The following is a 17,911-nucleotide window of genomic DNA, read 5'->3' as shown; positions in this document are numbered from 1 at the left end:
TCAGGAGGCCGAAGCGACGGACGTGAAGCCGCGGGCGGCGAGGGCCGATTCGATGCGCCCGGCGACCTCGTCGATGCTGCCCAGACCGTCGACCTCGACCAGCAGGCCACGCTCTCGGTACGTCTCGATCAGGGGCGCGGTCTCGCGGAGGTAGACGTCCTGGCGGTGGCGAATGGCGTCCTCGGTGTCGTCGGAACGGCCCTGATCGAGGGCACGCTTGCGGAGGCGCTCGACGATCTCGTCACGGTCGGCGACGAGCTGGACCACGGTCGTCAGGAACTGACCCTGCTCGGCGAGGTGGTCGTCGAGGAACTCGACCTGCTGCAGGGTGCGCGGGTAGCCGTCCAGGAGGAACCCCTCGGCCGCGTCGGCCTGGGAGAGCCGGTCGGAGATGAGCTCGTTGGTGAGGCTGTCCGGGACGTAGTCGCCCGCGTCGAGGATCGCCTTCACCTTGAGGCCGAGCTCGGTCTCGTTCTTGACGTTGGCCCGGAAGATGTCACCGGTCGAGATCGCCGGGATGCCCAGTGAGTCGGCGATGGCCACCGCTTGGGTGCCTTTGCCGGCCCCGGGAGGGCCGACGATGAGGAGGCGCGGGCTGAGTCGGGTCTCAGCGGCACTCATCGGAGCAGACCCTCGTAGTGACGCTGCTGGAGCTGCGAGTCGATCTGCTTGACCGTCTCGAGACCGACGCCCACGATGATCAGGATGCTGGCACCGCCGAAGGGGAAGTTCTGGTTCGCACCGACCGTGGCCAAGGCGATCAACGGGATGAGCGCGATGATGCCGAGGTACAGGGCACCAGGCAGCGTCACACGCGTCAGCACGTAGTCGAGGTACTCGGCGGTGGGGCGACCGGCACGGATGCCGGGGATGAACCCGCCGTACTTCTTCATGTTGTCGGCGACCTCTTCGGGGTTGAAGGTGATCGCGACGTAGAAGTACGTGAACCCGACGATGAGCGCGAAGTACAGCACCATGTAGAGCGGGTTGTCACCCGAGGTGAGGTTCGCCTGCACCCAGCTGACCCACGCGGGCGGAGCCGTGCCGTCGGAGGGCTGGTTGAACTGCGCGACCAGGGCCGGCAGGTAGAGCAGCGACGACGCGAAGATGACAGGGACGACGCCCGCCATGTTGACCTTGATCGGGATGTACGTGTTGTTCCCGCCGTAGGTTCGCCGCCCGACCATGCGTTTGGCGTACTGGACGGGGATGCGCCGCTGGGACTGCTCGACGAAGACGACGAGCGCCATGATGATCAGACCGACGGCGATGACGAGCAAGAAGATCTCGAAGCTGCGCGACTGCGCGATGCTCCAGAGGGCGGTGGGGAATCGGGCAGCGATCGAGGTGAAGATCAGCAGCGACATGCCGTTGCCGATGCCGCGCTCGGTGATGAGCTCGCCCATCCACATGATGAGGCCGGTACCGGCAGTCATCGTGACGACCATGAGCATGACGGCGTACCACGCGTCGTTCGTGATCAGCTGGCTGCACTCGGCGATGCCCGACGAGCCGAACAGGGCGCCGGAGCGGGCCACGGTGATGAGGGTCGTGGACTGGAGGACGCCCAGGGCGATGGTGAGGTACCGCGTGTACTGCGTGAGCTTCGCCTGCCCGGACTGGCCCTCTTTGTAGAGGGTGTCGAAGTGAGGGATGACCACGCGCAGCAACTGCACGATGATCGACGAGGTGATGTAGGGCATGATGCCCAGCGCGAAGACCGACAGCTGCAGCAGGGCGCCACCGCTAAACAGGTTGACGAGCTCGTAGAGACCCGACGTGCCCTGGTTGCCGGCGAGGCACGCCTGGACGTTCTGGTAGTCGACGAACGGTGCGGGGATGAAGCTACCCAGCCGGAAGAGCGCGATGATGCCGAGCGTGAACCCGATCTTGCGACGCAGGTCGGGGGTGCGCATGATGCGCGCGACAGCTCTGAACACGTGGGGCCTCCCGGTATGAAGGATAGACGACTGATGGGGGTGGCCCTGGCGGACCACCCCCTCAGGTGATTTTTACTTGCTGACGGACCCGCCGGCGGCGACGATCTTGTCTTCGGCAGAGCCGGAGACCTTGTCGACCGCGACGGTGAGCTTGACGCTCAGATCGCCCTGTCCGAGGACCTTGACCTTCTCGTTCTTCCGAACGGCACCCTTGGCGACGAGGTCACCGACGGTGACGTCACCACCCTGCGGGTAGAGCTCGTTCAGCTTCTCGAGGTTGACCACCTGGTACTCGACGCGGAACGGGTTCTTGAACCCGCGCAGCTTCGGAGTACGCATGTGGAGCGGCATCTGGCCACCCTCGAAGCCGACCTTGACCTGGTACCGGGCCTTCTGACCCTTGGTGCCACGACCGGCCGTCTTACCCTTCGAGCCCTCACCACGACCGACGCGCGTCTTAGCCTTCTTGGCACCGGGAGCCGGACGAAGGTGGTGCACCTTGAGCACCTGGGGACGCGCGACGTCGTCGGAGGACGTCGTCGAGGCGGGAGCGACCTTGGTGGTCGAGCCCGTCGAAGCAGCGGCCTTGTCGGCTGCCGGCTTCTTGGCTGCGGCCTTGGGAGCTGCAGCCTTGGTGGTCGTCGCCTTGGGGGCGGCGGCCTTCTTCGGGGCGGCCTTGGCGGCGGCCTCGTTCTTCTCGTCAGCCATTAGTCAATCTCCTCGACCTTCACGAGGTGGGCGACCGTGTTGACGTAGCCGCGGTTCTGCTTGGTGTCCTCGCGAACGACCGACTGGCCGATGCGCTTGAGGCCCAGGCTCCGCAGCGTGTCACGCTGGTTCTGCTTCTCGCTGATTACGGACTTGATCTGGGTCACCTTGAGGTTGGCGGCCATCAGGCACCTGCCTTCTCGGTTGCGGCGGTACGAGCTGCCTGCTCGGCACGGACCATGAAGGCCGGCATGACAGCGTCGATGTCGAGTCCACGACGGGCGGCGACGGCGCGCGGCTCTTCGAGCTGCTGCAGCGCCTCGACCGTGGCGTGGACGATGTTGATCGTGTTCGACGAACCGAGCGACTTGCTCAGGACGTCGTGCACGCCGGCGCACTCGAGCACGGCGCGGACGGGACCACCGGCGATGACACCGGTACCGGCCGAAGCCGGACGCAGCATGACGACGCCGGCAGCGGCCTCACCCTGCACGGGGTGCGGGATCGTGTTGCCGATGCGCGGGACGCGGAAGAAGTTCTTCTTGGCCTCTTCGACGCCCTTGCTGATGGCCGTGGGGACCTCGCGGGCCTTGCCGTAGCCGACACCGACCAGGCCGTTGCCGTCACCGACGACGACGAGCGCGGTGAAGCTGAAGCGTCGACCGCCCTTGACGACCTTCGACACGCGGTTGATCGTGACGACGCGCTCCAGGAACTGGCTCTTGTCGTCACGGTCGCCGCGCCCGCGGCCACCCTGGTTGCGGTCACCGCGACCCTGGCCGCCACGGCGGTCGGTGCGACCACCCTCGCGGTTGTTCGACTCCGAGCCGGCAGCGGTCTCGACGGGACGCTCGACGACGGCCTCAGCCGGCGCCTTGGTCGCTTCGGTCTCTGCGGGGGGAGTGGTGTTCGTAGCGTCGCTCACAGGTTCAAACCAGCCTCTCGGGCGCCTTCGGCGATGGCCGCGACGCGTCCGGCGTACTTGTTGCCGCCGCGATCGAACACGACGGCCTCGATGCCCGCAGCCTTCGCACGCTCGGCGACGAGCTCGCCGACCTTGCGGGACTTCGCGGTCTTGTCACCGTCGAACGTGCGCAGGTCGGCCTCGAGGGTCGATGCGCTGGCGACGGTGAAGCCCTTGCTGTCGTCGACGACCTGCACGAAGACGTGCCGGGCCGAACGGGTGACGACGAGACGGGGGCGCTCTTCGGTGCCCACGACCTTCTTGCGCAGGCGGGTGTGACGGCGCTTGGTGGCAGCCGACTTGCTTTTTCCTCGTGTACCGAGACCCATGATTACTTACCTGACTTTCCGGCCTTGCGGCGGACGACCTCGCCGGCGTAGCGGACACCCTTGCCCTTGTAGGGCTCGGGCTTGCGCAGCTTGCGGATGTTGGCAGCCATCTCGCCGACGGCCTGCTTGTCGATCCCGACGACGGTGAGCTTGTTGTTGCCCTCGACCGTGAAGCTGATGCCCGCGGGCGGCTCGACGGTGATGGGGTGCGAGTAGCCCAGGGCGAACTCGACGTTCGAGCCCTTGGCCTGGACGCGGTAGCCGGTTCCGACGACCTCGAGGCCCTTGGTGTAGCCCTCGGTGACGCCGATGATCTGGTTGGCGATCAGGGTGCGCGTGAGGCCGTGGAGCGAACGCGACTCGCGCTCGTCGTCCGGACGGGTCACGACGACCGTGCCTTCTTCGATCTTGGCTTCGATGGGGCTCTTGACGACGAGCGACAGCTCACCCTTGGGGCCCTTGACGCTGACGGCCTGGCCGTCGATCTTCACGTCGACCCCGGCAGGGATCGAGATGGGGAGTCTTCCGATTCGAGACATGACGAGTTACCACACGTAGGCGAGGACTTCTCCGCCTACGCCCTTCTTCTGGGCCTCACGGTCGGTCAGCAGACCGGAGGAAGTCGACAGGATGGCGACACCGAGGCCACCGAGCACCTGGGGGATCTCGGTCGACTTGGCGTAGACGCGGAGGCCGGGCTTCGACACGCGCTTGATGCCCTTGATGGAGCGCTCACGGGCTGGGCCGTACTTGAGGTCGATCGTGAGGGTCTGGCCCACGCGGGCGTCTTCGACCTTCCACGACTCGATGAAACCCTCACGCTTGAGGATCTCGGCGATGTGGGACTTGAGCTTGCTGCTCGGAAGCGACACGGTCTCGTGGAAAGCCGAGTTCGCGTTGCGCAGTCTGGTCAGCAGGTCTGCGACCGGATCTGTCATCGTCATGCGGTTTGTCACTTTCTCGTCCGGTTTCGACATCCGGTACACCGGATGCCGACCTGGGCGATCGATTGGTCTACGAGCGGTTCTCGTCGACCTCAGGGGAACGGCCGGCAACTCTGAGGAAGAGTTGCCGACCGGACGATCTTAGTTGGCCGAGTCGGCCGAACGGAACGGGAACCCGAGCGCCTTGAGCAGCGCGCGACCCTCGTCGTCGTTCTTGGCGGTCGTGACGACGGTGATGTCGAAGCCACGGACGCGGTCGATGCGGTCCTGATCGATCTCGTGGAACATGCTCTGCTCGTTGAGACCGAAGGTGTAGTTGCCGTTGCCGTCGAACTGGCGGTCGCTCAGACCACGGAAGTCGCGGATGCGAGGAAGCGCGAGCGACAGCAGCCGGTCGAGGAACTCCCAGGCACGGTCGCCACGAAGCGTGACGTGCGCACCGATGGGCTGGCCCTCGCGGAGCTTGAACTGCGCGATGGACTTGCGAGCCTTGGTGACCTGGGGCTTCTGGCCGGTGATGGCCGTCAGGTCCTTGATGGCACCGTCGATGATCTTGCTGTCGCGAGCGGCCTCACCGACACCGGTGTTGACGACGATCTTCACGAGTCCGGGCACCTGGTGCACGTTCGTGAAGCCGAAATCGGACTTCAGCTGCTCGATGATCTCGGCGCGGTACTTGGCCTTCAGCCGCGGGAGGGCCGTGGCGGCCTGCGTGGTGGTGTCGGTCATCAGAGGTTCTCACCAGACTTCTTGGCGTAACGGACGCGAACGGTCTTGGACACGCCGTCCTTGGTGACCGTCTCTTCGCGGAAGCCGACGCGGGTGGGCTTCTTGGTCTTGGGGTCGACGACGGCGACGTTCGACACGTGGATGGGAGCCTCGTGCGTCTCGATGCCACCGGTCTTGGAACCACGCTGGGTCTGGCCGACGCGCACGTGCTTGGTCACGAAGTTGACGCCTTCGACGACCACGCGGTTGCGCTCGACGAGCACCTCGAGGACCTTGCCCTGCTTGCCGCGGTCTCCGCCGCGGGCCTGCGAGGCACCGGTGATGACCTGCACGAGGTCACCCTTCTTAATGTTTGCCATGACTTAGATAACCTCCGGCGCCAGCGAGATGATCTTCATGAACTTCTTGTCGCGGAGTTCGCGACCGACCGGTCCGAAGATGCGGGTTCCGCGGGGGTCTCCGTCGGCCTTCAGGATCACTGCGGCGTTCTCGTCGAACTTGATGTAAGAGCCGTCCGGACGACGGACCTCTTTCTTGGTGCGAACGATGACGGCCTTGACGACGTCACCCTTCTTCACGTTGCCGCCGGGGATGGCGTCCTTCACCGTGGCGACGATCACGTCACCCAGGCCGGCGTAACGACGGCCGGAGCCACCGAGGACGCGGATGGTGAGGATCTCTTTTGCCCCGGTGTTGTCGGCGATCTTGAGGCGGGATTCTTGCTGAATCACTTGTGTCTCCTTCTACGCAAGCAGGCCGCGAGGCCTACTTCGCCTTCTCGAGGATCTCGACCAGGCGCCAGCGCTTGGAGGCGCTGAGCGGACGGGTCTCGCTGATCACGACGAGGTCGCCGACACCGGCCGCGTTGGCCTCGTCGTGGACCTTGACCTTGGACGTGCGGCGGATGACCTTGCCGTACAGGGGGTGCTTCACGCGGTCCTCGACCTCGACGACGATGGTCTTGTCCATCTTGTCGCTGGTCACGTAGCCGCGACGCGTCTTGCGGTAGCCGCGGACCTCGACGGCAGCCGAGTCGACCTCGGTCTTGTTCTCGGTGGCCATTACTTGCTCTCCTCGGCGGTCTCGTCAGCCGACTCGGCCGGCTTGTCAGCCTTCTTGGTCGACTTCTTGGCGGCCTTGGGGGCAGCCTCGACGGGGGCGGGGGTGGCACGGATGCCGAGCTCGCGCTCACGCAGGACCGTGTAGATGCGAGCGATGTCGCGCTTCACGGCACGCAGGCGGCCGTGGCTCTCGAGCTGGCCGGTGGCCGACTGGAAGCGGAGGTTGAAGAGTTCTTCCTTCGCCTTCTTCAGCTCATCGACGAGACGCTCGTCTTCGAATGTGTCGAGCTCGACAGGACGGAGCTCCTTGGAACCGATCGCCATTATGCGTCGCCCTCCTCGCGCTTGATGATGCGTGCCTTGAGGGGCAGCTTGTGGATTGCGCGAGTGAGCGCCTCTTTGGCGATCTCCTCGCTCACGCCGCTGAGCTCGAAGAGCACGCGACCCGGCTTGACGTTCGCGACCCACCACTCGGGCGAGCCCTTACCGGAACCCATGCGGGTCTCGGCGGGCTTCTTCGTGAGGGGACGGTCGGGGTAGATGTTGATCCACACCTTTCCGCCACGCTTGATGTGACGCGTCATCGCGATACGAGCGGACTCGATCTGACGGTTGGTCACGTAAGCGGGCGTGAGGGCCTGGATGCCGTACTCACCGAAGCTGACCTTGGTGCCACCAGTGGCCTGGCCACTACGGCCCGGGTGGTGCTGCTTGCGGTGCTTGACACGACGGGGGATAAGCATGGTTACGCCTCAGCTCCTGTGGTGGCGGGTGCCTTCTGCTCGCGGGGAGCGCGGTCGCCCCCGCCGCGGCGGGCGCCGTCACGGTCGTTGCGGCGCTCGGGGCGAGACGACTTCTGGTTCGCCTGCTCGCGCGCGAGCTCCTTGTTGGTGATGTCGCCCTTGTAGATCCAGACCTTGACACCGATTCGACCGAAGGTGGTCTTGGCCTCGTAGAAGCCGTAGTCGATGTTGGCGCGGAGGGTGTGCAAGGGGACGCGACCCTCGCGGTAGAACTCCGAGCGGCTCATCTCGGCGCCGCCGAGACGGCCCGACACCTGGATGCGGACACCCTTGGCGCCGGCACGCTGAGCGCCCTGGAGCCCCTTGCGCATCGCACGACGGAACGCCACGCGAGCAGCGAGCTGCTCGGCGATGCCCTGGGCGACGAGCTGAGCCTCGGCCTCGGGGTTCTTGACCTCGAGGATGTTGAGCTGGATCTGCTTGCTCGTGAGCTTCTCGAGGTCGCCGCGGATGCGCTCGGCCTCGGCGCCACGACGACCGATCACGATGCCCGGACGGGCGGTGTGGATGTCGACGCGGACGCGGTCACGGGTGCGCTCGATCTCGATCTTGGCCACGCCGGCGCGGTCGAGCGAGGTCTTGAGCAGGGTGCGGATCTTGACGTCCTCGGCGACGTAGTCGCTGTAACGCTGTCCCGGCTTGGTGCTGTCGGTGAACCACCGCGACACGTGGTCGGTGGTGATGCCCAGACGGAAGCCGTACGGGTTGACTTTCTGGCCCATTACTTGCTCGCCTTCTTCGTAGCGTCGGCAGCCTCGACCTCATCAGGCGTCGAAAGGACGATCGTGATGTGGCTGGTGCGCTTCAGGATCTTGAAGGCGCGGCCCTGTGCACGCGGCTGGAACCGCTTGAGGGTGGCGCCCTGGTCGACGAATGCACGACTGATGTACAGGTCCTGCTCGTCGAGGTAGCTGTTCGAGGCATCCGCCTTGACCCGAGCGTTGGCCATGGCCGACGCGACGAGCTTGTAGACGGGCTCGCTGGCACCCTGAGGCGCGAACTTCAGGATCGCCAGAGCTTCGGCTGCCTGCTTGCCGCGGATCAGGTTGACGACACGGCGGGCCTTCATGGGGGTGACGCGGATGTGACGCACGCGTGCGATCGACTCCACCATTTCTCTCCTCCTTCACGTCGCCGCGTTAGCGGCGACGACCCTTCTTGTCGTCCTTCACGTGACCACGGAAGGTGCGGGTGGGCGCGAACTCACCGAGCTTGTGGCCGATCATGCTCTCGGTCACGAACACGGGGATGTGCTTGCGTCCGTCGTGCACGGCGATGGTGTGCCCAAGCATGTTGGGGACGATCATCGAACGGCGCGACCAGGTCTTGATGACGTTCTTGGTGCTGGCCTCGTTCTGCGAGACGACCTTGCGAAGCAGGTGGTCGTCAACGAAGGGGCCCTTCTTAAGACTGCGTGGCATCTTCTACAACTCCTACTTACGCTTCTTGCCAGCGTTACGACGACGGACGATGAGCTTGTCGCTCTCTTTGTTGGGGTGACGCGTGCGGCCCTCTTTCTGGCCCCACGGGCTGACCGGGTGGCGTCCACCGGAGGTCTTGCCCTCACCACCACCGTGAGGGTGGTCGACGGGGTTCATGGCGACACCACGCACGGTCGGGCGGACGCCCTTCCAGCGCATGCGGCCGGCCTTGCCCCAGTTGATGTTCGACTGCTCGGCGTTGCCGACCTCGCCGATCGTGGCGCGGCAGCGGGCGTCGACGTTGCGGACCTCGCCCGACGGCAGACGGAGCTGCGCGTAGGGGCCGTCCTTGGCGACGAGACGCACCGAGGCGCCGGCCGAGCGGGCCATCTTCGCGCCTCCACCGGGCTTGAGCTCGATGGCGTGGATGACGGTACCGACGGGGATGTTCTTGAGCGGCAGGTTGTTGCCGGGCTTGATGTCGGCAGCGGGGCCCGACTCGACGACGTCACCCTGCTTCAGCTTGTTCGGCGCGATGATGTACCGCTTGGTGCCGTCCACGAAGTGCAGGAGCGCGATGCGAGCCGTGCGGTTGGGGTCGTACTCGATGTGAGCGACCTTGGCGTTGACGCCGTCCTTGTCGTTGCGACGGAAGTCGATCACGCGGTACTGGCGCTTGTGGCCACCACCGATGTGACGGGTCGTGATGCGGCCGGCGTTGTTACGGCCACCGGACTTCGAGAGCGGGCGCAGCAGCGACTTCTCGGGCGTCGATCGCGTGATCTCCGCGAAGTCGGCGACCGACGAACCGCGGCGACCCGGGGTCGTGGGCTTGTAGTTACGAATTGCCATGATTTATGCCTCTGCTCCCTAGCCGACAGCCGTGAAGATGTCGATGGAACCGGACTTCAGCGTGACGATGGCGCGCTTGGTGTCCTTGCGCTTGCCGGTGCCGAAGCGGGTGCGACGGGTCTTGCCCGTTCGGTTGAGCGTGTTGATGCTGTCGACCTTGACGTCGAAGATCTTCTCGATGGCGAGCTTGATCTCGGTCTTGTTCGAACGCGGGTCCACGAGGAAGGTGTACTTGCCCTGGTCGATCAGGGAGTAGCTCTTCTCGGAGACGACGGGCGCGATGATGACGTCGCGGGGGTCTTTTCCGTAGCCGCTCATGCGGTGGCCTCCTTCTTGGTCTTCGAGGCGACGAAGCCGTCGAAGGCGCTCTTCGTGAAGACGATGTCGTCGCTGACGAGGACGTCGTAGGCGTTCAGCTGGTCGAACGTGATCACGTGGACCGTGGGCACGTTGCGGACGCTCTTGAGGGTCAGCGTGTCGTCGCGGTCGGTGACGATCAGGACGTGCTTGCTCGAGGCAATCGACGCGAGCAGCTCGAGGGCGACCTTGGTCGAGATCGAGTCGGCGACGAAGCTCTCGACGACGTGGACGCGAGCCCCACGAGCGCGGTCGGACAACGCACCGAGCAGGGCTGCGGCGATCATCTTCTTGGGGGTGCGCTGTGCGTAGTCGCGGGGCTGCGGACCGTGGACGATGCCACCGCCGGTCATCTGAGGAGCACGGATCGAACCCTGACGGGCGCGGCCGGTGCCCTTCTGCTTGAACGGCTTGCGGCCGGCGCCGGAGACCTCGCCGCGACGCTTGGTCTTGTGCGTGCCCTGACGTGCGGCGGCCTGCTGGGCGACGACGACCTGGTGGATGAGCGGGACGTTCGTGACGACGTCGAACAGCTCGACGGGGAGCTCGACCGTGCTGGTCTTCTGGCCCTTGGCGTCGACGACGTCGACCGAAGCGGCCGATGCGGTAGTGGTGGCCATGAGCTACTTCCCCTTCACGGCGGTGCGGACGAAAACGATGCGGCCACGAGCACCGGGGACGGCGCCCTTGACGAGCAGCAGACCCTTCTCGGCGTCGACGGCGTGCACCGTGAGGTTGAGGATGGTGACGCGCTCGCCACCCATGCGACCGGCCATGCGCATGCCCTTGAAGACACGGCTGGGGGTCGAGGAGGCACCGATCGAACCGGGCTTGCGGTGGTTGCGGTGCGCACCGTGCGAGGCGCTGACGCCCTTGAAGTTGTGACGCTTCATGACACCGGCGAAGCCCTTGCCCTTGGACGTTCCGACGACGTCGACCTTCTGGCCGGCTTCGAAGGTGTCGACCGTGAGCTCTTGGCCGAGTGCGTACTCGGCGGCGTCGGCGGTGCGGACCTCGGTGAGGTGGCGGCGGGGCGTGACGCCCGCGGCGTCGAAGTGACCCGTGGCGGGCTTGTTCGACTTGCGGGGGTCGATCTGGCCGGCCGCGATCTGCACGGCGGTGTAGCCGTCCTTCTCGAGCGAGCGGACCTGGGTCACGACGTTCGGGGCGATCTCGACGACGGTGACGGGGACGAGCTTGTTGTTCTCGTCCCAGACCTGGGTCATGCCGAGCTTCTTGCCGAGCAGGCCCTTGACGTTCTTGGTGGTGCTGATGGTCATGGTCGCCCCCCTACAGCTTGATCTCGATGTTGACGTCGGCAGGCAGGTCGAGACGCATGAGCGAGTCGACGGCCTTCGGCGTCGGGTCGACGATGTCGATGAGGCGCTTGTGCGTGCGCTTCTCGAAGTGCTCGCGCGAGTCCTTGTACTTGTGGGGCGAACGGATCACGACGACCACGTTCTTCTCGGTCGGGAGCGGCACGGGGCCGACGACCGTAGCGCCCGCGCGGGTGACCGTGTCGACGATCTTGCGCGCGGAAGTGTCGATGACCTCGTGGTCGTACGACTTAAGTCGGATGCGGATCTTCTGTCCCGCCATGTGTGACTCTCTCTCGTTCGGACGTCGCGCACCTCGGGGGCCGCCTGACGCTGTTCGCTGGGCGAACATCTGTTGGCACTACGTGTCTCTCGCGTACCGCTGTTCTTGTGTCAATCCATCTGCCGAAACCGGCCGGTGCCCGCGAGGAAGGACCCGGGGAGGGCCATCTTCGCCACCGCCACCTGCACCCGGGGCTTCGCCCCGGCGCACCGCGACCGAAGGTCACGGCGGTGGTTTCGTTGTGAGATGCGTCCTGCTACCCGCGGCCCAGACGCCTCACGTCTGTGCACTGCCTGGCAGTGATCCGACACCCGGCGCAGAGGCCAGGCTCGAAATGTTGAACTAGACGATTTTGCCACACGCCTGCATTTGCTGCAACCCGGGCGTGTCGCGGATCTCAGACCGCGTCGACGACCGGAGCCGGGCGGAACCACGGCGGGTAGACGGCGACGCGCGGTGCGTCGGCGCCCAGCTCGGCGAGCGTGTCCTTCACGGCGTCACGGACCTTGTCGTTCGGGACGCCCACGAGCGTCACCGAGGAGAAGGGCACCGAACCGGGGACGAGCACCTCCGGCCCGAGCAGGTCGGGGTCCTTCAGGCTGAAACGACGGACCATCGACGACGCGTCGTCGAGGCCCGCGGCCGCGCGGACGCCCTCGACGGCCGCATCGCCCTCGGTCACCACGAAGTCGTCGCCGAGCGACGCGACGGGAACGACGAGCATGACGAAGTCGATGGCGCGGGCCTCACGTGCGGCATCGGACCACTCGTAGCCCTCGGCTCCGGTACGGACGGCGTCCCAGGCGGTCGCGTGGGGCGACAGCGAGAACGGCACGTGCGCGGCGACGGGCTGACCCGACGCGGTCGTGACGGACGCGCGGAGGGCCCGGGTCGCCTCGGAGCTGACGTCGAGCACGGGGGTCGCGCCGGCCTGCAGCGCGCCGGCCTCGAGGATGCCGGGCAGGTTGGACACGTGCGTCCAGTGGTAGGCGCGCTGGGTCGAGAACTCGGGGACGGGGGTGGCGGCCGTCTGAGCGGCCACGGCGACGGCGGCCGAGTCACGGGCGAGTGCGGGGGTGCTGCGCAACGACTCGGGCTTGCGGTTGGAGGGGCGGCGGCGGGTGGTGACCGACCGTGCGGCGGTCGAGGGCATGCCGTCGGCGACGCCCTCGCGCTTGCGGGGAGCACAGATGTCGCACAACTCTCGCTCGAATCCGTGGATGCACTCGTCAGTCACTGCAGTTGTTCCTCTCGGGCGCCCCGAACGGGACGCGACCCTCTAGGTTACGTCACGACGGGGACCGTCCGCAGACCGTGGTCGACGACGTCGCCCGGGACTCAGCGGAACAGCAGCGCCCGGACCTCCGATTCGGCGGCGTGCAGGCGGGCGGGGTCGATGGTCTCCCCGTGCCGGTACGCATCGACCAGGCGGGGATCGACGTACGAGGACTTCGCGATGGCCGGGGTGTTGCCGAGCACGGCGGCGGCGTCCCGCATCGCCTGGGCGAGGCACCTCGACTGGCGGGAGGCCGAGGCCTGCGGCCCGGAGCGGGCCAGGCTGACGGCGGCGGCGACGGTTCCGTGAAGGGTGCGGAAGTCCTTCGCGGTGAACTCGTCCCCGGCCCTCTCCTTGACGTAGTCGTTGATCTCGGTCGCTCGCAGCGGGTGCCATGCCGAGCGCGCCTCCCCCGCTCCCCCACCGTCGGCCTTCCAGGCGAGCAGCCGGGCCCGCCCGCCGCGCCGTTTCAGGCTGCGGACGACGGCCGCGAGGTCGACGTCGCGGATCTCGGAGTCCCAGTCCTGGCCGCTCTTGCCGGGGAAGGCCAGCGACACCGTGTCGCCGGAGACGGTCGCGTGCGCGCAGAGCAGCGTCGAGAGCCCATGGCTGCCGTGTTCCTGCGCGTAGCGCTCGGACCCCACGCGCAGGGAGCCGGTGTCGAGCATGCGGAAGGCGGCGGCCAGGACCCGCTCGCGCCCGGCCCCCGGGACGCGCAGGTCGTGCGTCACGAAGCGACGGGCGGTCGGCAGCGATTCGGCGAGGGCGAGGGCCCGGTCGAACTTGATGCGGTCTTTCTGCTCACGCCACGTCGGGTGGTAGATGTACTGACGCCGACCGGCGGCGTCGACGCCCGTGGCCTGGATGTGGCCGTTCTCGTACGGGGAGATCCAGACGTCGGTCCAGGCCGGTGGGATGGCGAGGTGCTCGATGCGGGCCCGCAGCTCGGTGTCGGCGACGGCCGTTCCGTCAGCGGTGCGGTACGAGAATCCCCGTCCCGCCCGGACCCGGGTCAGCCCGGGTCGGCTGGAATCGGTCCTCCGGAGGCGCGGCATCGGTCGAGTGAACACCGCGCGTCGCCGAGGGGTCTGGGCGGGGTACAGCGAAGCCCCCGCCGAGGAGACGGGGGCTTCGCAGGGGACGACCTACTGGTTGCCGAGCTTCTTGTCGGCCTGTTCTTTCGCCTGGTGGATCTTGTCGGTGTGCTTGCCACCGGTGGCCTTGTCGGCCGCGGCAGCGACGGCGTCGAGGATGTTGTCGCTGACACCCTCGGCCTTCTCGCTCTTGAGCGCGTCCTGCACCTTGCCGTCCTTCAGGAAGGCCTGCGCCTTCTTCGTGATGTCGTCGAAACCTGCCATGACGTCCTCCCGTCGGCGTCGGTCCGTCCGACGTCTCCCCCATCGTGCCCTGCCGACGCGAAAGAGGCCAGGCCCCGAAGGGCCTGACCTCTCTCGTCAGATCAGCAGTTCTGCGTGAACAGGACTTACTTGTTGATCTTGGTGACCGTACCGGCACCGACCGTGCGACCACCCTCGCGGATGGCGAAGCGCAGACCGGCTTCCATGGCGATCGGCTGGATCAGCTGGACGCTGATCTCGGTCGTGTCGCCGGGCATGACCATCTCGGTGCCCTCGGGCAGCGTGATGACACCCGTGACGTCGGTGGTGCGGAAGTAGAACTGCGGACGGTAGTTCGCGTAGAACGGGTTGTGACGCCCACCCTCGTCCTTCGACAGGATGTAGACGTTCGCCTCGAACTCGGTGTGCGGCGTGACCGAACCGGGCTTGACGACGACCTGGCCGCGCTCGACGTCCTCGCGCTTGGTGCCGCGGAGGAGGAGACCGGTGTTGTCGCCGGCCTGGGCCGAGTCGAGCAGCTTGCGGAACATCTCGATGCCGGTGACGGTGGTCTTGACGGTCGGGCGGATGCCGACGATCTCGACCTCTTCGTTGACGTTGAGCTGACCGCGCTCGACACGACCGGTGACGACGGTGCCACGACCGGTGATCGTGAAGACGTCCTCGATGGGCATGAGGAAGGGCTGGTCGGTGGCGCGAACGGGCTCGGGCACGTTCTCGTCGACGGCGTTCATCAGCTCGGCGACCGTCTCGGCCCACTTCTCGTCACCCTCGAGGGCCTTGAGAGCGGAGACCTGGACGATCGGGGCGTTGTCGCCGTCGAACTCCTGGCTCGAGAGGAGCTCGCGGACCTCGAGCTCGACGAGCTCCATGATCTCTTCGTCATCGACCATGTCGGCCTTGTTCAGGGCGACGACGATGTAGGGCACGCCGACCTGGCGGGCGAGCAGGACGTGCTCACGCGTCTGGGGCATGGGACCGTCGGTGGCGGCGACGACGAGGATCGCGCCGTCCATCTGAGCGGCACCGGTGATCATGTTCTTGACGTAGTCGGCGTGGCCGGGAGCGTCGACGTGAGCGTAGTGGCGCTTCTCGGTCTGGTACTCGACGTGCGAGATGTTGATCGTGATGCCGCGCTGCTTCTCTTCAGGCGAGTTGTCGATCTGGTCGAACGCCGACGCCGTGTTGAGGGTGGGGTACTTGTCGTGCAGGACCTTGGTGATCGCTGCGGTGAGCGTGGTCTTGCCGTGGTCGACGTGACCGATGGTTCCGATGTTGACGTGCGGCTTGGTCCGCTCGAACTTGGCCTTAGCCACTGTGGGTCCTCCTCAGGACTCGGTTGCAGTGCGGCCCGGGGGCCGGGTCGATGACCCGGCCTACCGGTCGCCCTGCGGATTGGTGTGTGTACATGTTACGCGGTCGTCGGACGACCACGCGGTTCAGGACTATTCGCCCTTGTTCTTCTGGATGATCTCTTCGGCGACGGCCGAGGGCACCTCTTGGTACGACTCGAACGTCATCGAGTAGACGGCCCGGCCCGAGGTCTTCGACCGCAGGTCTCCGACGTAACCGAACATCTCCGACAGCGGCACGCTGGCCCGAACGACCTTCACACCACTGGCGTCTTCCATCGACGAGATCTGCCCGCGTCGCGAGCTGAGGTCGCCGATGACGTCGCCCATGTATTCCTCGGGCGTACGGACCTCGACCGCCATGAGCGGTTCGAGGAGAACGGGCTGGGCCTTGCGAGCCGCCTCTTTGTAGGCGATCGACCCAGCGATCTTGAACGCCATCTCGGACGAGTCGACGTCGTGCGCCGCACCGTCGAGCAGCAGCGCGCGGACGCCCACCGTCGGGTAGCCGGCGAGCACGCCGACCTGCATGGCGTCCTGGATGCCGGCATCGACCGAGGGGATGTACTCGCGGGGGATGCGGCCACCGGTGACCTTGTTGACGAACTCGTAGGTCGACTCGGCCGTGACCTCGAAGGGCTCGAGAGCGATCTGCACCTTGGCGAACTGACCCGAACCACCGGTCTGCTTCTTGTGGGTGTAGTCGTAGCGCTCGATGCCCTTCTTGAGGGTCTCGCGGTACGCGACCTGGGGCTTGCCGACGTTGGCCTCGACGTTGAACTCGCGCTTCATGCGGTCGACCAGGATGTCGAGGTGGAGCTCGCCCATGCCCTTGATGACCGTCTGGCCCGTCTCGGCGTTGAGCTCGACGCGGAACGTCGGGTCTTCTTCGGCGAGCTTCTGGATGGCCAGCGACAGCTTCTCTTGGTCGGCCTTCGTCTTCGGCTCGATCGCGACCTCGATGACGGGCTCGGGGAACGTCATCGACTCGAGGACGATCTGATCGGACGGGTCGCACAAGGTGTCACCGGTGGTGGTGAACTTGAGGCCGATGACGGCGTAGATGTGACCGGCGGTCACGCTGTCGACCGGGTTCTCCTTGTTGGAGTGCATCTGGAAGATCTTGCCGATGCGCTCTTTCTTGTCCTTGGTCGAGTTGATGACCTGGGCGCCGGACTCGATGGAGCCCGAGTAGACGCGGACGTAGGTGAGACGACCGAAGAAGGGGTGCACCGCGACCTTGAAGGCGAGAGCCGAGAAGGGCTCGGTCGACTCGGGCTTGCGGATGATGATCTTCTCGGCGTCGCGGACGTCGTGGCCCTCCATCGGAGGCACGTCGAGCGGCGAGGGCAGGTAGTCGATGACCGCGTCGAGCATGGGCTGCACACCGCGGTTCTTGAAGGCCGAACCACAGAAGATCGGGTAGAGCTCGGAGTTGACCGTCATCTTGCGGACGGCACCCTTGATCTCGGCGATCGTGAGCTCTTCGCCACCGAAGTACTTCTCGAGCAGCACGTCGTCGGACTCGGCGACGGTCTCGAGGAGCTTGGCGCGGTACTCGGCCGCCTTCTCCTTGAGGTCTTCGGGGATCTCTTCGATCTCGTACTTCGCACCCAGCTCGACGTCACCCTTGGCGTCGCCGCGCCACGTGAGGGCACGCATCTCGACCAGGTCGACGACACCCTCGAAGGAGCTCTCGGCACCGATCGGGAGCTGCATCACCAGCGGCTTGGCGCCGAGGCGGTTGATGATCGTGTCGACCGTGAAGTAGAAGTCGGCGCCGAGCTTGTCCATCTTGTTGACGAAGCAGATGCGCGGGACGTCGTACTTATCGGCCTGCCGCCAGACGGTCTCGGACTGGGGCTCGACGCCCTCTTTTCCGTCGAAGACGGCGACGGCACCGTCGAGCACGCGGAGCGAACGCTCGACCTCGACCGTGAAGTCGACGTGGCCCGGGGTGTCGATGATGTTGATCTGGTTCTTGTTCCAGAAGCAGGTCGTCGCCGCCGAGGTGATCGTGATGCCGCGCTCTTGCTCTTGCGCCATCCAGTCCATCGTGGCCGCACCGTCGTGGACCTCACCGATCTTGTGGGTGATGCCCGTGTAGTACAGGATGCGCTCGGTGGTCGTCGTCTTGCCAGCATCGATGTGAGCCATGATGCCGATGTTGCGGACCTTGTTCAGGTCGGTGAGCACATCTTGTGCCACGGGTTCCTCC

27 protein-coding genes are annotated in these 17,911 nt (G+C 66.1%); all 27 read right to left on the bottom strand.

The features are described from left to right. Positions 1–621 carry an adenylate kinase gene (locus IFT88_RS02760; protein ID WP_192118753.1) on the bottom strand — a complete coding sequence of 207 codons (621 nt, stop codon included), beginning with the start codon at positions 619–621 and terminating at the stop codon, positions 1–3. Beyond that, positions 618–1,940, bottom strand: a complete 1,323-nt coding sequence (secY, locus tag IFT88_RS02755) for a preprotein translocase subunit SecY (protein WP_043593336.1) — start codon at positions 1,938–1,940, stop codon at positions 618–620. Before secY ends, IFT88_RS02760 begins: the two co-directional genes overlap by 4 nt. A gap of 72 nt (positions 1,941–2,012) precedes the next feature. Further along, complete coding sequence (rplO, locus tag IFT88_RS02750; RefSeq protein WP_082059801.1) at positions 2,013–2,648, bottom strand: 50S ribosomal protein L15; 636 nt, start codon at positions 2,646–2,648, stop codon at positions 2,013–2,015. Continuing rightward, positions 2,648–2,833, bottom strand: coding sequence for a 50S ribosomal protein L30 (rpmD, locus tag IFT88_RS02745; RefSeq protein WP_043593338.1), 186 nt, complete (start codon positions 2,831–2,833; stop codon positions 2,648–2,650). The genes rplO and rpmD overlap by 1 nt, the downstream gene beginning before the upstream one ends. Then, positions 2,833–3,573, bottom strand: coding sequence for a 30S ribosomal protein S5 (rpsE, locus tag IFT88_RS02740; RefSeq protein WP_043593339.1), 741 nt, complete (start codon positions 3,571–3,573; stop codon positions 2,833–2,835). Before rpsE ends, rpmD begins: the two co-directional genes overlap by 1 nt. Then, positions 3,570–3,941, bottom strand: coding sequence for a 50S ribosomal protein L18 (rplR, locus tag IFT88_RS02735; RefSeq protein ID WP_043593341.1), 372 nt, complete (start codon positions 3,939–3,941; stop codon positions 3,570–3,572). Before rplR ends, rpsE begins: the two co-directional genes overlap by 4 nt. Positions 3,942–3,943: 2 nt before the next feature. Next, complete coding sequence (rplF, locus tag IFT88_RS02730) at positions 3,944–4,480, bottom strand: 50S ribosomal protein L6 (protein WP_043593343.1); 537 nt, start codon at positions 4,478–4,480, stop codon at positions 3,944–3,946. Between the two features lie 6 nt (positions 4,481–4,486). Further along, a complete protein-coding gene (gene rpsH, locus IFT88_RS02725; protein WP_043593344.1) occupies positions 4,487–4,885 on the bottom strand; it encodes a 30S ribosomal protein S8 in 399 nt (132 codons plus the stop codon). Positions 4,886–5,026: 141 nt separating this feature from the next. Then, complete coding sequence (gene rplE / locus IFT88_RS02720; protein WP_043593346.1) at positions 5,027–5,614, bottom strand: 50S ribosomal protein L5; 588 nt, start codon at positions 5,612–5,614, stop codon at positions 5,027–5,029. Beyond that, the gene (rplX, locus tag IFT88_RS02715) at positions 5,614–5,973 is read right to left on the bottom strand and encodes a 50S ribosomal protein L24 (RefSeq protein WP_043593348.1); all 360 of its coding nucleotides are present in this window, start codon (positions 5,971–5,973) and stop codon (positions 5,614–5,616) included. The genes rplE and rplX overlap by 1 nt, the downstream gene beginning before the upstream one ends. A gap of 3 nt (positions 5,974–5,976) precedes the next feature. Further along, positions 5,977–6,345 carry a 50S ribosomal protein L14 gene (gene rplN / locus IFT88_RS02710; protein WP_043593350.1) on the bottom strand — a complete coding sequence of 123 codons (369 nt, stop codon included), beginning with the start codon at positions 6,343–6,345 and terminating at the stop codon, positions 5,977–5,979. A 34-nt stretch (positions 6,346–6,379) separates the two neighbouring features. After that, complete coding sequence (gene rpsQ / locus IFT88_RS02705; protein ID WP_043593352.1) at positions 6,380–6,676, bottom strand: 30S ribosomal protein S17; 297 nt, start codon at positions 6,674–6,676, stop codon at positions 6,380–6,382. Continuing rightward, positions 6,676–6,999 (bottom strand): 50S ribosomal protein L29, encoded by a 324-nt coding sequence (gene rpmC / locus IFT88_RS02700; RefSeq protein ID WP_043593353.1) that lies wholly within the window; start codon positions 6,997–6,999, stop codon positions 6,676–6,678. The genes rpsQ and rpmC overlap by 1 nt, the downstream gene beginning before the upstream one ends. After that, positions 6,999–7,418 (bottom strand): 50S ribosomal protein L16, encoded by a 420-nt coding sequence (gene rplP / locus IFT88_RS02695; protein ID WP_043593355.1) that lies wholly within the window; start codon positions 7,416–7,418, stop codon positions 6,999–7,001. The genes rpmC and rplP overlap by 1 nt, the downstream gene beginning before the upstream one ends. A gap of 2 nt (positions 7,419–7,420) precedes the next feature. Further along, the gene (gene rpsC, locus IFT88_RS02690; RefSeq protein WP_043593357.1) at positions 7,421–8,200 is read right to left on the bottom strand and encodes a 30S ribosomal protein S3; all 780 of its coding nucleotides are present in this window, start codon (positions 8,198–8,200) and stop codon (positions 7,421–7,423) included. After that, positions 8,200–8,592 carry a 50S ribosomal protein L22 gene (gene rplV, locus IFT88_RS02685; protein WP_043593358.1) on the bottom strand — a complete coding sequence of 131 codons (393 nt, stop codon included), beginning with the start codon at positions 8,590–8,592 and terminating at the stop codon, positions 8,200–8,202. The genes rpsC and rplV overlap by 1 nt, the downstream gene beginning before the upstream one ends. A gap of 25 nt (positions 8,593–8,617) precedes the next feature. After that, positions 8,618–8,899: a 30S ribosomal protein S19 gene (gene rpsS / locus IFT88_RS02680; protein ID WP_043593360.1), complete on the bottom strand. Its 282-nt coding sequence runs from the start codon at positions 8,897–8,899 to the stop codon at positions 8,618–8,620. A 12-nt stretch (positions 8,900–8,911) separates the two neighbouring features. After that, a complete protein-coding gene (gene rplB / locus IFT88_RS02675) occupies positions 8,912–9,751 on the bottom strand; it encodes a 50S ribosomal protein L2 (RefSeq protein ID WP_043593362.1) in 840 nt (279 codons plus the stop codon). An 18-nt stretch (positions 9,752–9,769) separates the two neighbouring features. Then, entirely contained in the window at positions 9,770–10,069 is a 300-nt protein-coding gene (rplW, locus tag IFT88_RS02670; protein ID WP_043593363.1) for a 50S ribosomal protein L23, read from the bottom strand. Continuing rightward, positions 10,066–10,728: a 50S ribosomal protein L4 gene (gene rplD, locus IFT88_RS02665; RefSeq protein ID WP_043593365.1), complete on the bottom strand. Its 663-nt coding sequence runs from the start codon at positions 10,726–10,728 to the stop codon at positions 10,066–10,068. The genes rplW and rplD overlap by 4 nt, the downstream gene beginning before the upstream one ends. A gap of 3 nt (positions 10,729–10,731) precedes the next feature. Then, positions 10,732–11,382 (bottom strand): 50S ribosomal protein L3, encoded by a 651-nt coding sequence (gene rplC / locus IFT88_RS02660; RefSeq protein ID WP_167599061.1) that lies wholly within the window; start codon positions 11,380–11,382, stop codon positions 10,732–10,734. Positions 11,383–11,398: 16 nt separating this feature from the next. Next, complete coding sequence (gene rpsJ / locus IFT88_RS02655; RefSeq protein ID WP_043593369.1) at positions 11,399–11,707, bottom strand: 30S ribosomal protein S10; 309 nt, start codon at positions 11,705–11,707, stop codon at positions 11,399–11,401. A 397-nt stretch (positions 11,708–12,104) separates the two neighbouring features. Continuing rightward, positions 12,105–12,944 carry a DarT ssDNA thymidine ADP-ribosyltransferase family protein gene (locus IFT88_RS02650; RefSeq protein ID WP_052505103.1) on the bottom strand — a complete coding sequence of 280 codons (840 nt, stop codon included), beginning with the start codon at positions 12,942–12,944 and terminating at the stop codon, positions 12,105–12,107. Positions 12,945–13,045: 101 nt separating this feature from the next. Next, positions 13,046–14,038, bottom strand: a complete 993-nt coding sequence (locus tag IFT88_RS02645; RefSeq protein ID WP_056228530.1) for a DNA topoisomerase IB — start codon at positions 14,036–14,038, stop codon at positions 13,046–13,048. Positions 14,039–14,128: 90 nt separating this feature from the next. Next, positions 14,129–14,341 (bottom strand): Rv0909 family putative TA system antitoxin, encoded by a 213-nt coding sequence (locus IFT88_RS02640; protein WP_043593373.1) that lies wholly within the window; start codon positions 14,339–14,341, stop codon positions 14,129–14,131. A 125-nt stretch (positions 14,342–14,466) separates the two neighbouring features. Further along, entirely contained in the window at positions 14,467–15,657 is a 1,191-nt protein-coding gene (tuf, locus tag IFT88_RS02635; RefSeq protein WP_043593375.1) for an elongation factor Tu, read from the bottom strand. A gap of 129 nt (positions 15,658–15,786) precedes the next feature. Beyond that, complete coding sequence (gene fusA, locus IFT88_RS02630) at positions 15,787–17,901, bottom strand: elongation factor G (protein ID WP_043593376.1); 2,115 nt, start codon at positions 17,899–17,901, stop codon at positions 15,787–15,789. Between the last annotated feature and the right edge of the window lie 10 nt (positions 17,902–17,911).

This window comes from Frigoribacterium sp. CFBP 8751 (genome assembly GCF_014841545.1).
Classification (GTDB): Bacteria; Actinomycetota; Actinomycetes; order Actinomycetales; family Microbacteriaceae; genus Frigoribacterium.
This window is presented reverse-complemented; position numbering and strand designations above follow the sequence as displayed.

Bases quoted from the DNA above. Each gene is read 5' to 3' on its own strand.
- IFT88_RS02760 (WP_192118753.1), bottom strand. From the start codon at position 621: ATGAGTGCCGCTGAGACCCGACTCAGCCCGCGCCTCCTCATCGTCGGC.
- rplO (WP_082059801.1), bottom strand. From the start codon at position 2,648: ATGGCTGACGAGAAGAACGAGGCCGCCGCCAAGGCCGCCCCGAAGAAG.
- rpmD (WP_043593338.1), bottom strand. From the start codon at position 2,833: ATGGCCGCCAACCTCAAGGTGACCCAGATCAAGTCCGTAATCAGCGAG.
- rplR (WP_043593341.1), bottom strand. From the start codon at position 3,941: ATGGGTCTCGGTACACGAGGAAAAAGCAAGTCGGCTGCCACCAAGCGC.
- rplF (WP_043593343.1), bottom strand. From the start codon at position 4,480: ATGTCTCGAATCGGAAGACTCCCCATCTCGATCCCTGCCGGGGTCGAC.
- rpsH (WP_043593344.1), bottom strand. From the start codon at position 4,885: ATGACGATGACAGATCCGGTCGCAGACCTGCTGACCAGACTGCGCAAC.
- rplE (WP_043593346.1), bottom strand. From the start codon at position 5,614: ATGACCGACACCACCACGCAGGCCGCCACGGCCCTCCCGCGGCTGAAG.
- rplX (WP_043593348.1), bottom strand. From the start codon at position 5,973: ATGGCAAACATTAAGAAGGGTGACCTCGTGCAGGTCATCACCGGTGCC.
- rpsQ (WP_043593352.1), bottom strand. From the start codon at position 6,676: ATGGCCACCGAGAACAAGACCGAGGTCGACTCGGCTGCCGTCGAGGTC.
- rpmC (WP_043593353.1), bottom strand. From the start codon at position 6,999: ATGGCGATCGGTTCCAAGGAGCTCCGTCCTGTCGAGCTCGACACATTC.
- rplP (WP_043593355.1), bottom strand. From the start codon at position 7,418: ATGCTTATCCCCCGTCGTGTCAAGCACCGCAAGCAGCACCACCCGGGC.
- rpsC (WP_043593357.1), bottom strand. From the start codon at position 8,200: ATGGGCCAGAAAGTCAACCCGTACGGCTTCCGTCTGGGCATCACCACC.
- rplV (WP_043593358.1), bottom strand. From the start codon at position 8,592: ATGGTGGAGTCGATCGCACGCGTGCGTCACATCCGCGTCACCCCCATG.
- rpsS (WP_043593360.1), bottom strand. From the start codon at position 8,899: ATGCCACGCAGTCTTAAGAAGGGCCCCTTCGTTGACGACCACCTGCTT.
- rplB (WP_043593362.1), bottom strand. From the start codon at position 9,751: ATGGCAATTCGTAACTACAAGCCCACGACCCCGGGTCGCCGCGGTTCG.
- rplW (WP_043593363.1), bottom strand. From the start codon at position 10,069: ATGAGCGGCTACGGAAAAGACCCCCGCGACGTCATCATCGCGCCCGTC.
- rplD (WP_043593365.1), bottom strand. From the start codon at position 10,728: ATGGCCACCACTACCGCATCGGCCGCTTCGGTCGACGTCGTCGACGCC.
- rpsJ (WP_043593369.1), bottom strand. From the start codon at position 11,707: ATGGCGGGACAGAAGATCCGCATCCGACTTAAGTCGTACGACCACGAG.
- IFT88_RS02645 (WP_056228530.1), bottom strand. From the start codon at position 14,038: ATGCCGCGCCTCCGGAGGACCGATTCCAGCCGACCCGGGCTGACCCGG.
- IFT88_RS02640 (WP_043593373.1), bottom strand. From the start codon at position 14,341: ATGGCAGGTTTCGACGACATCACGAAGAAGGCGCAGGCCTTCCTGAAG.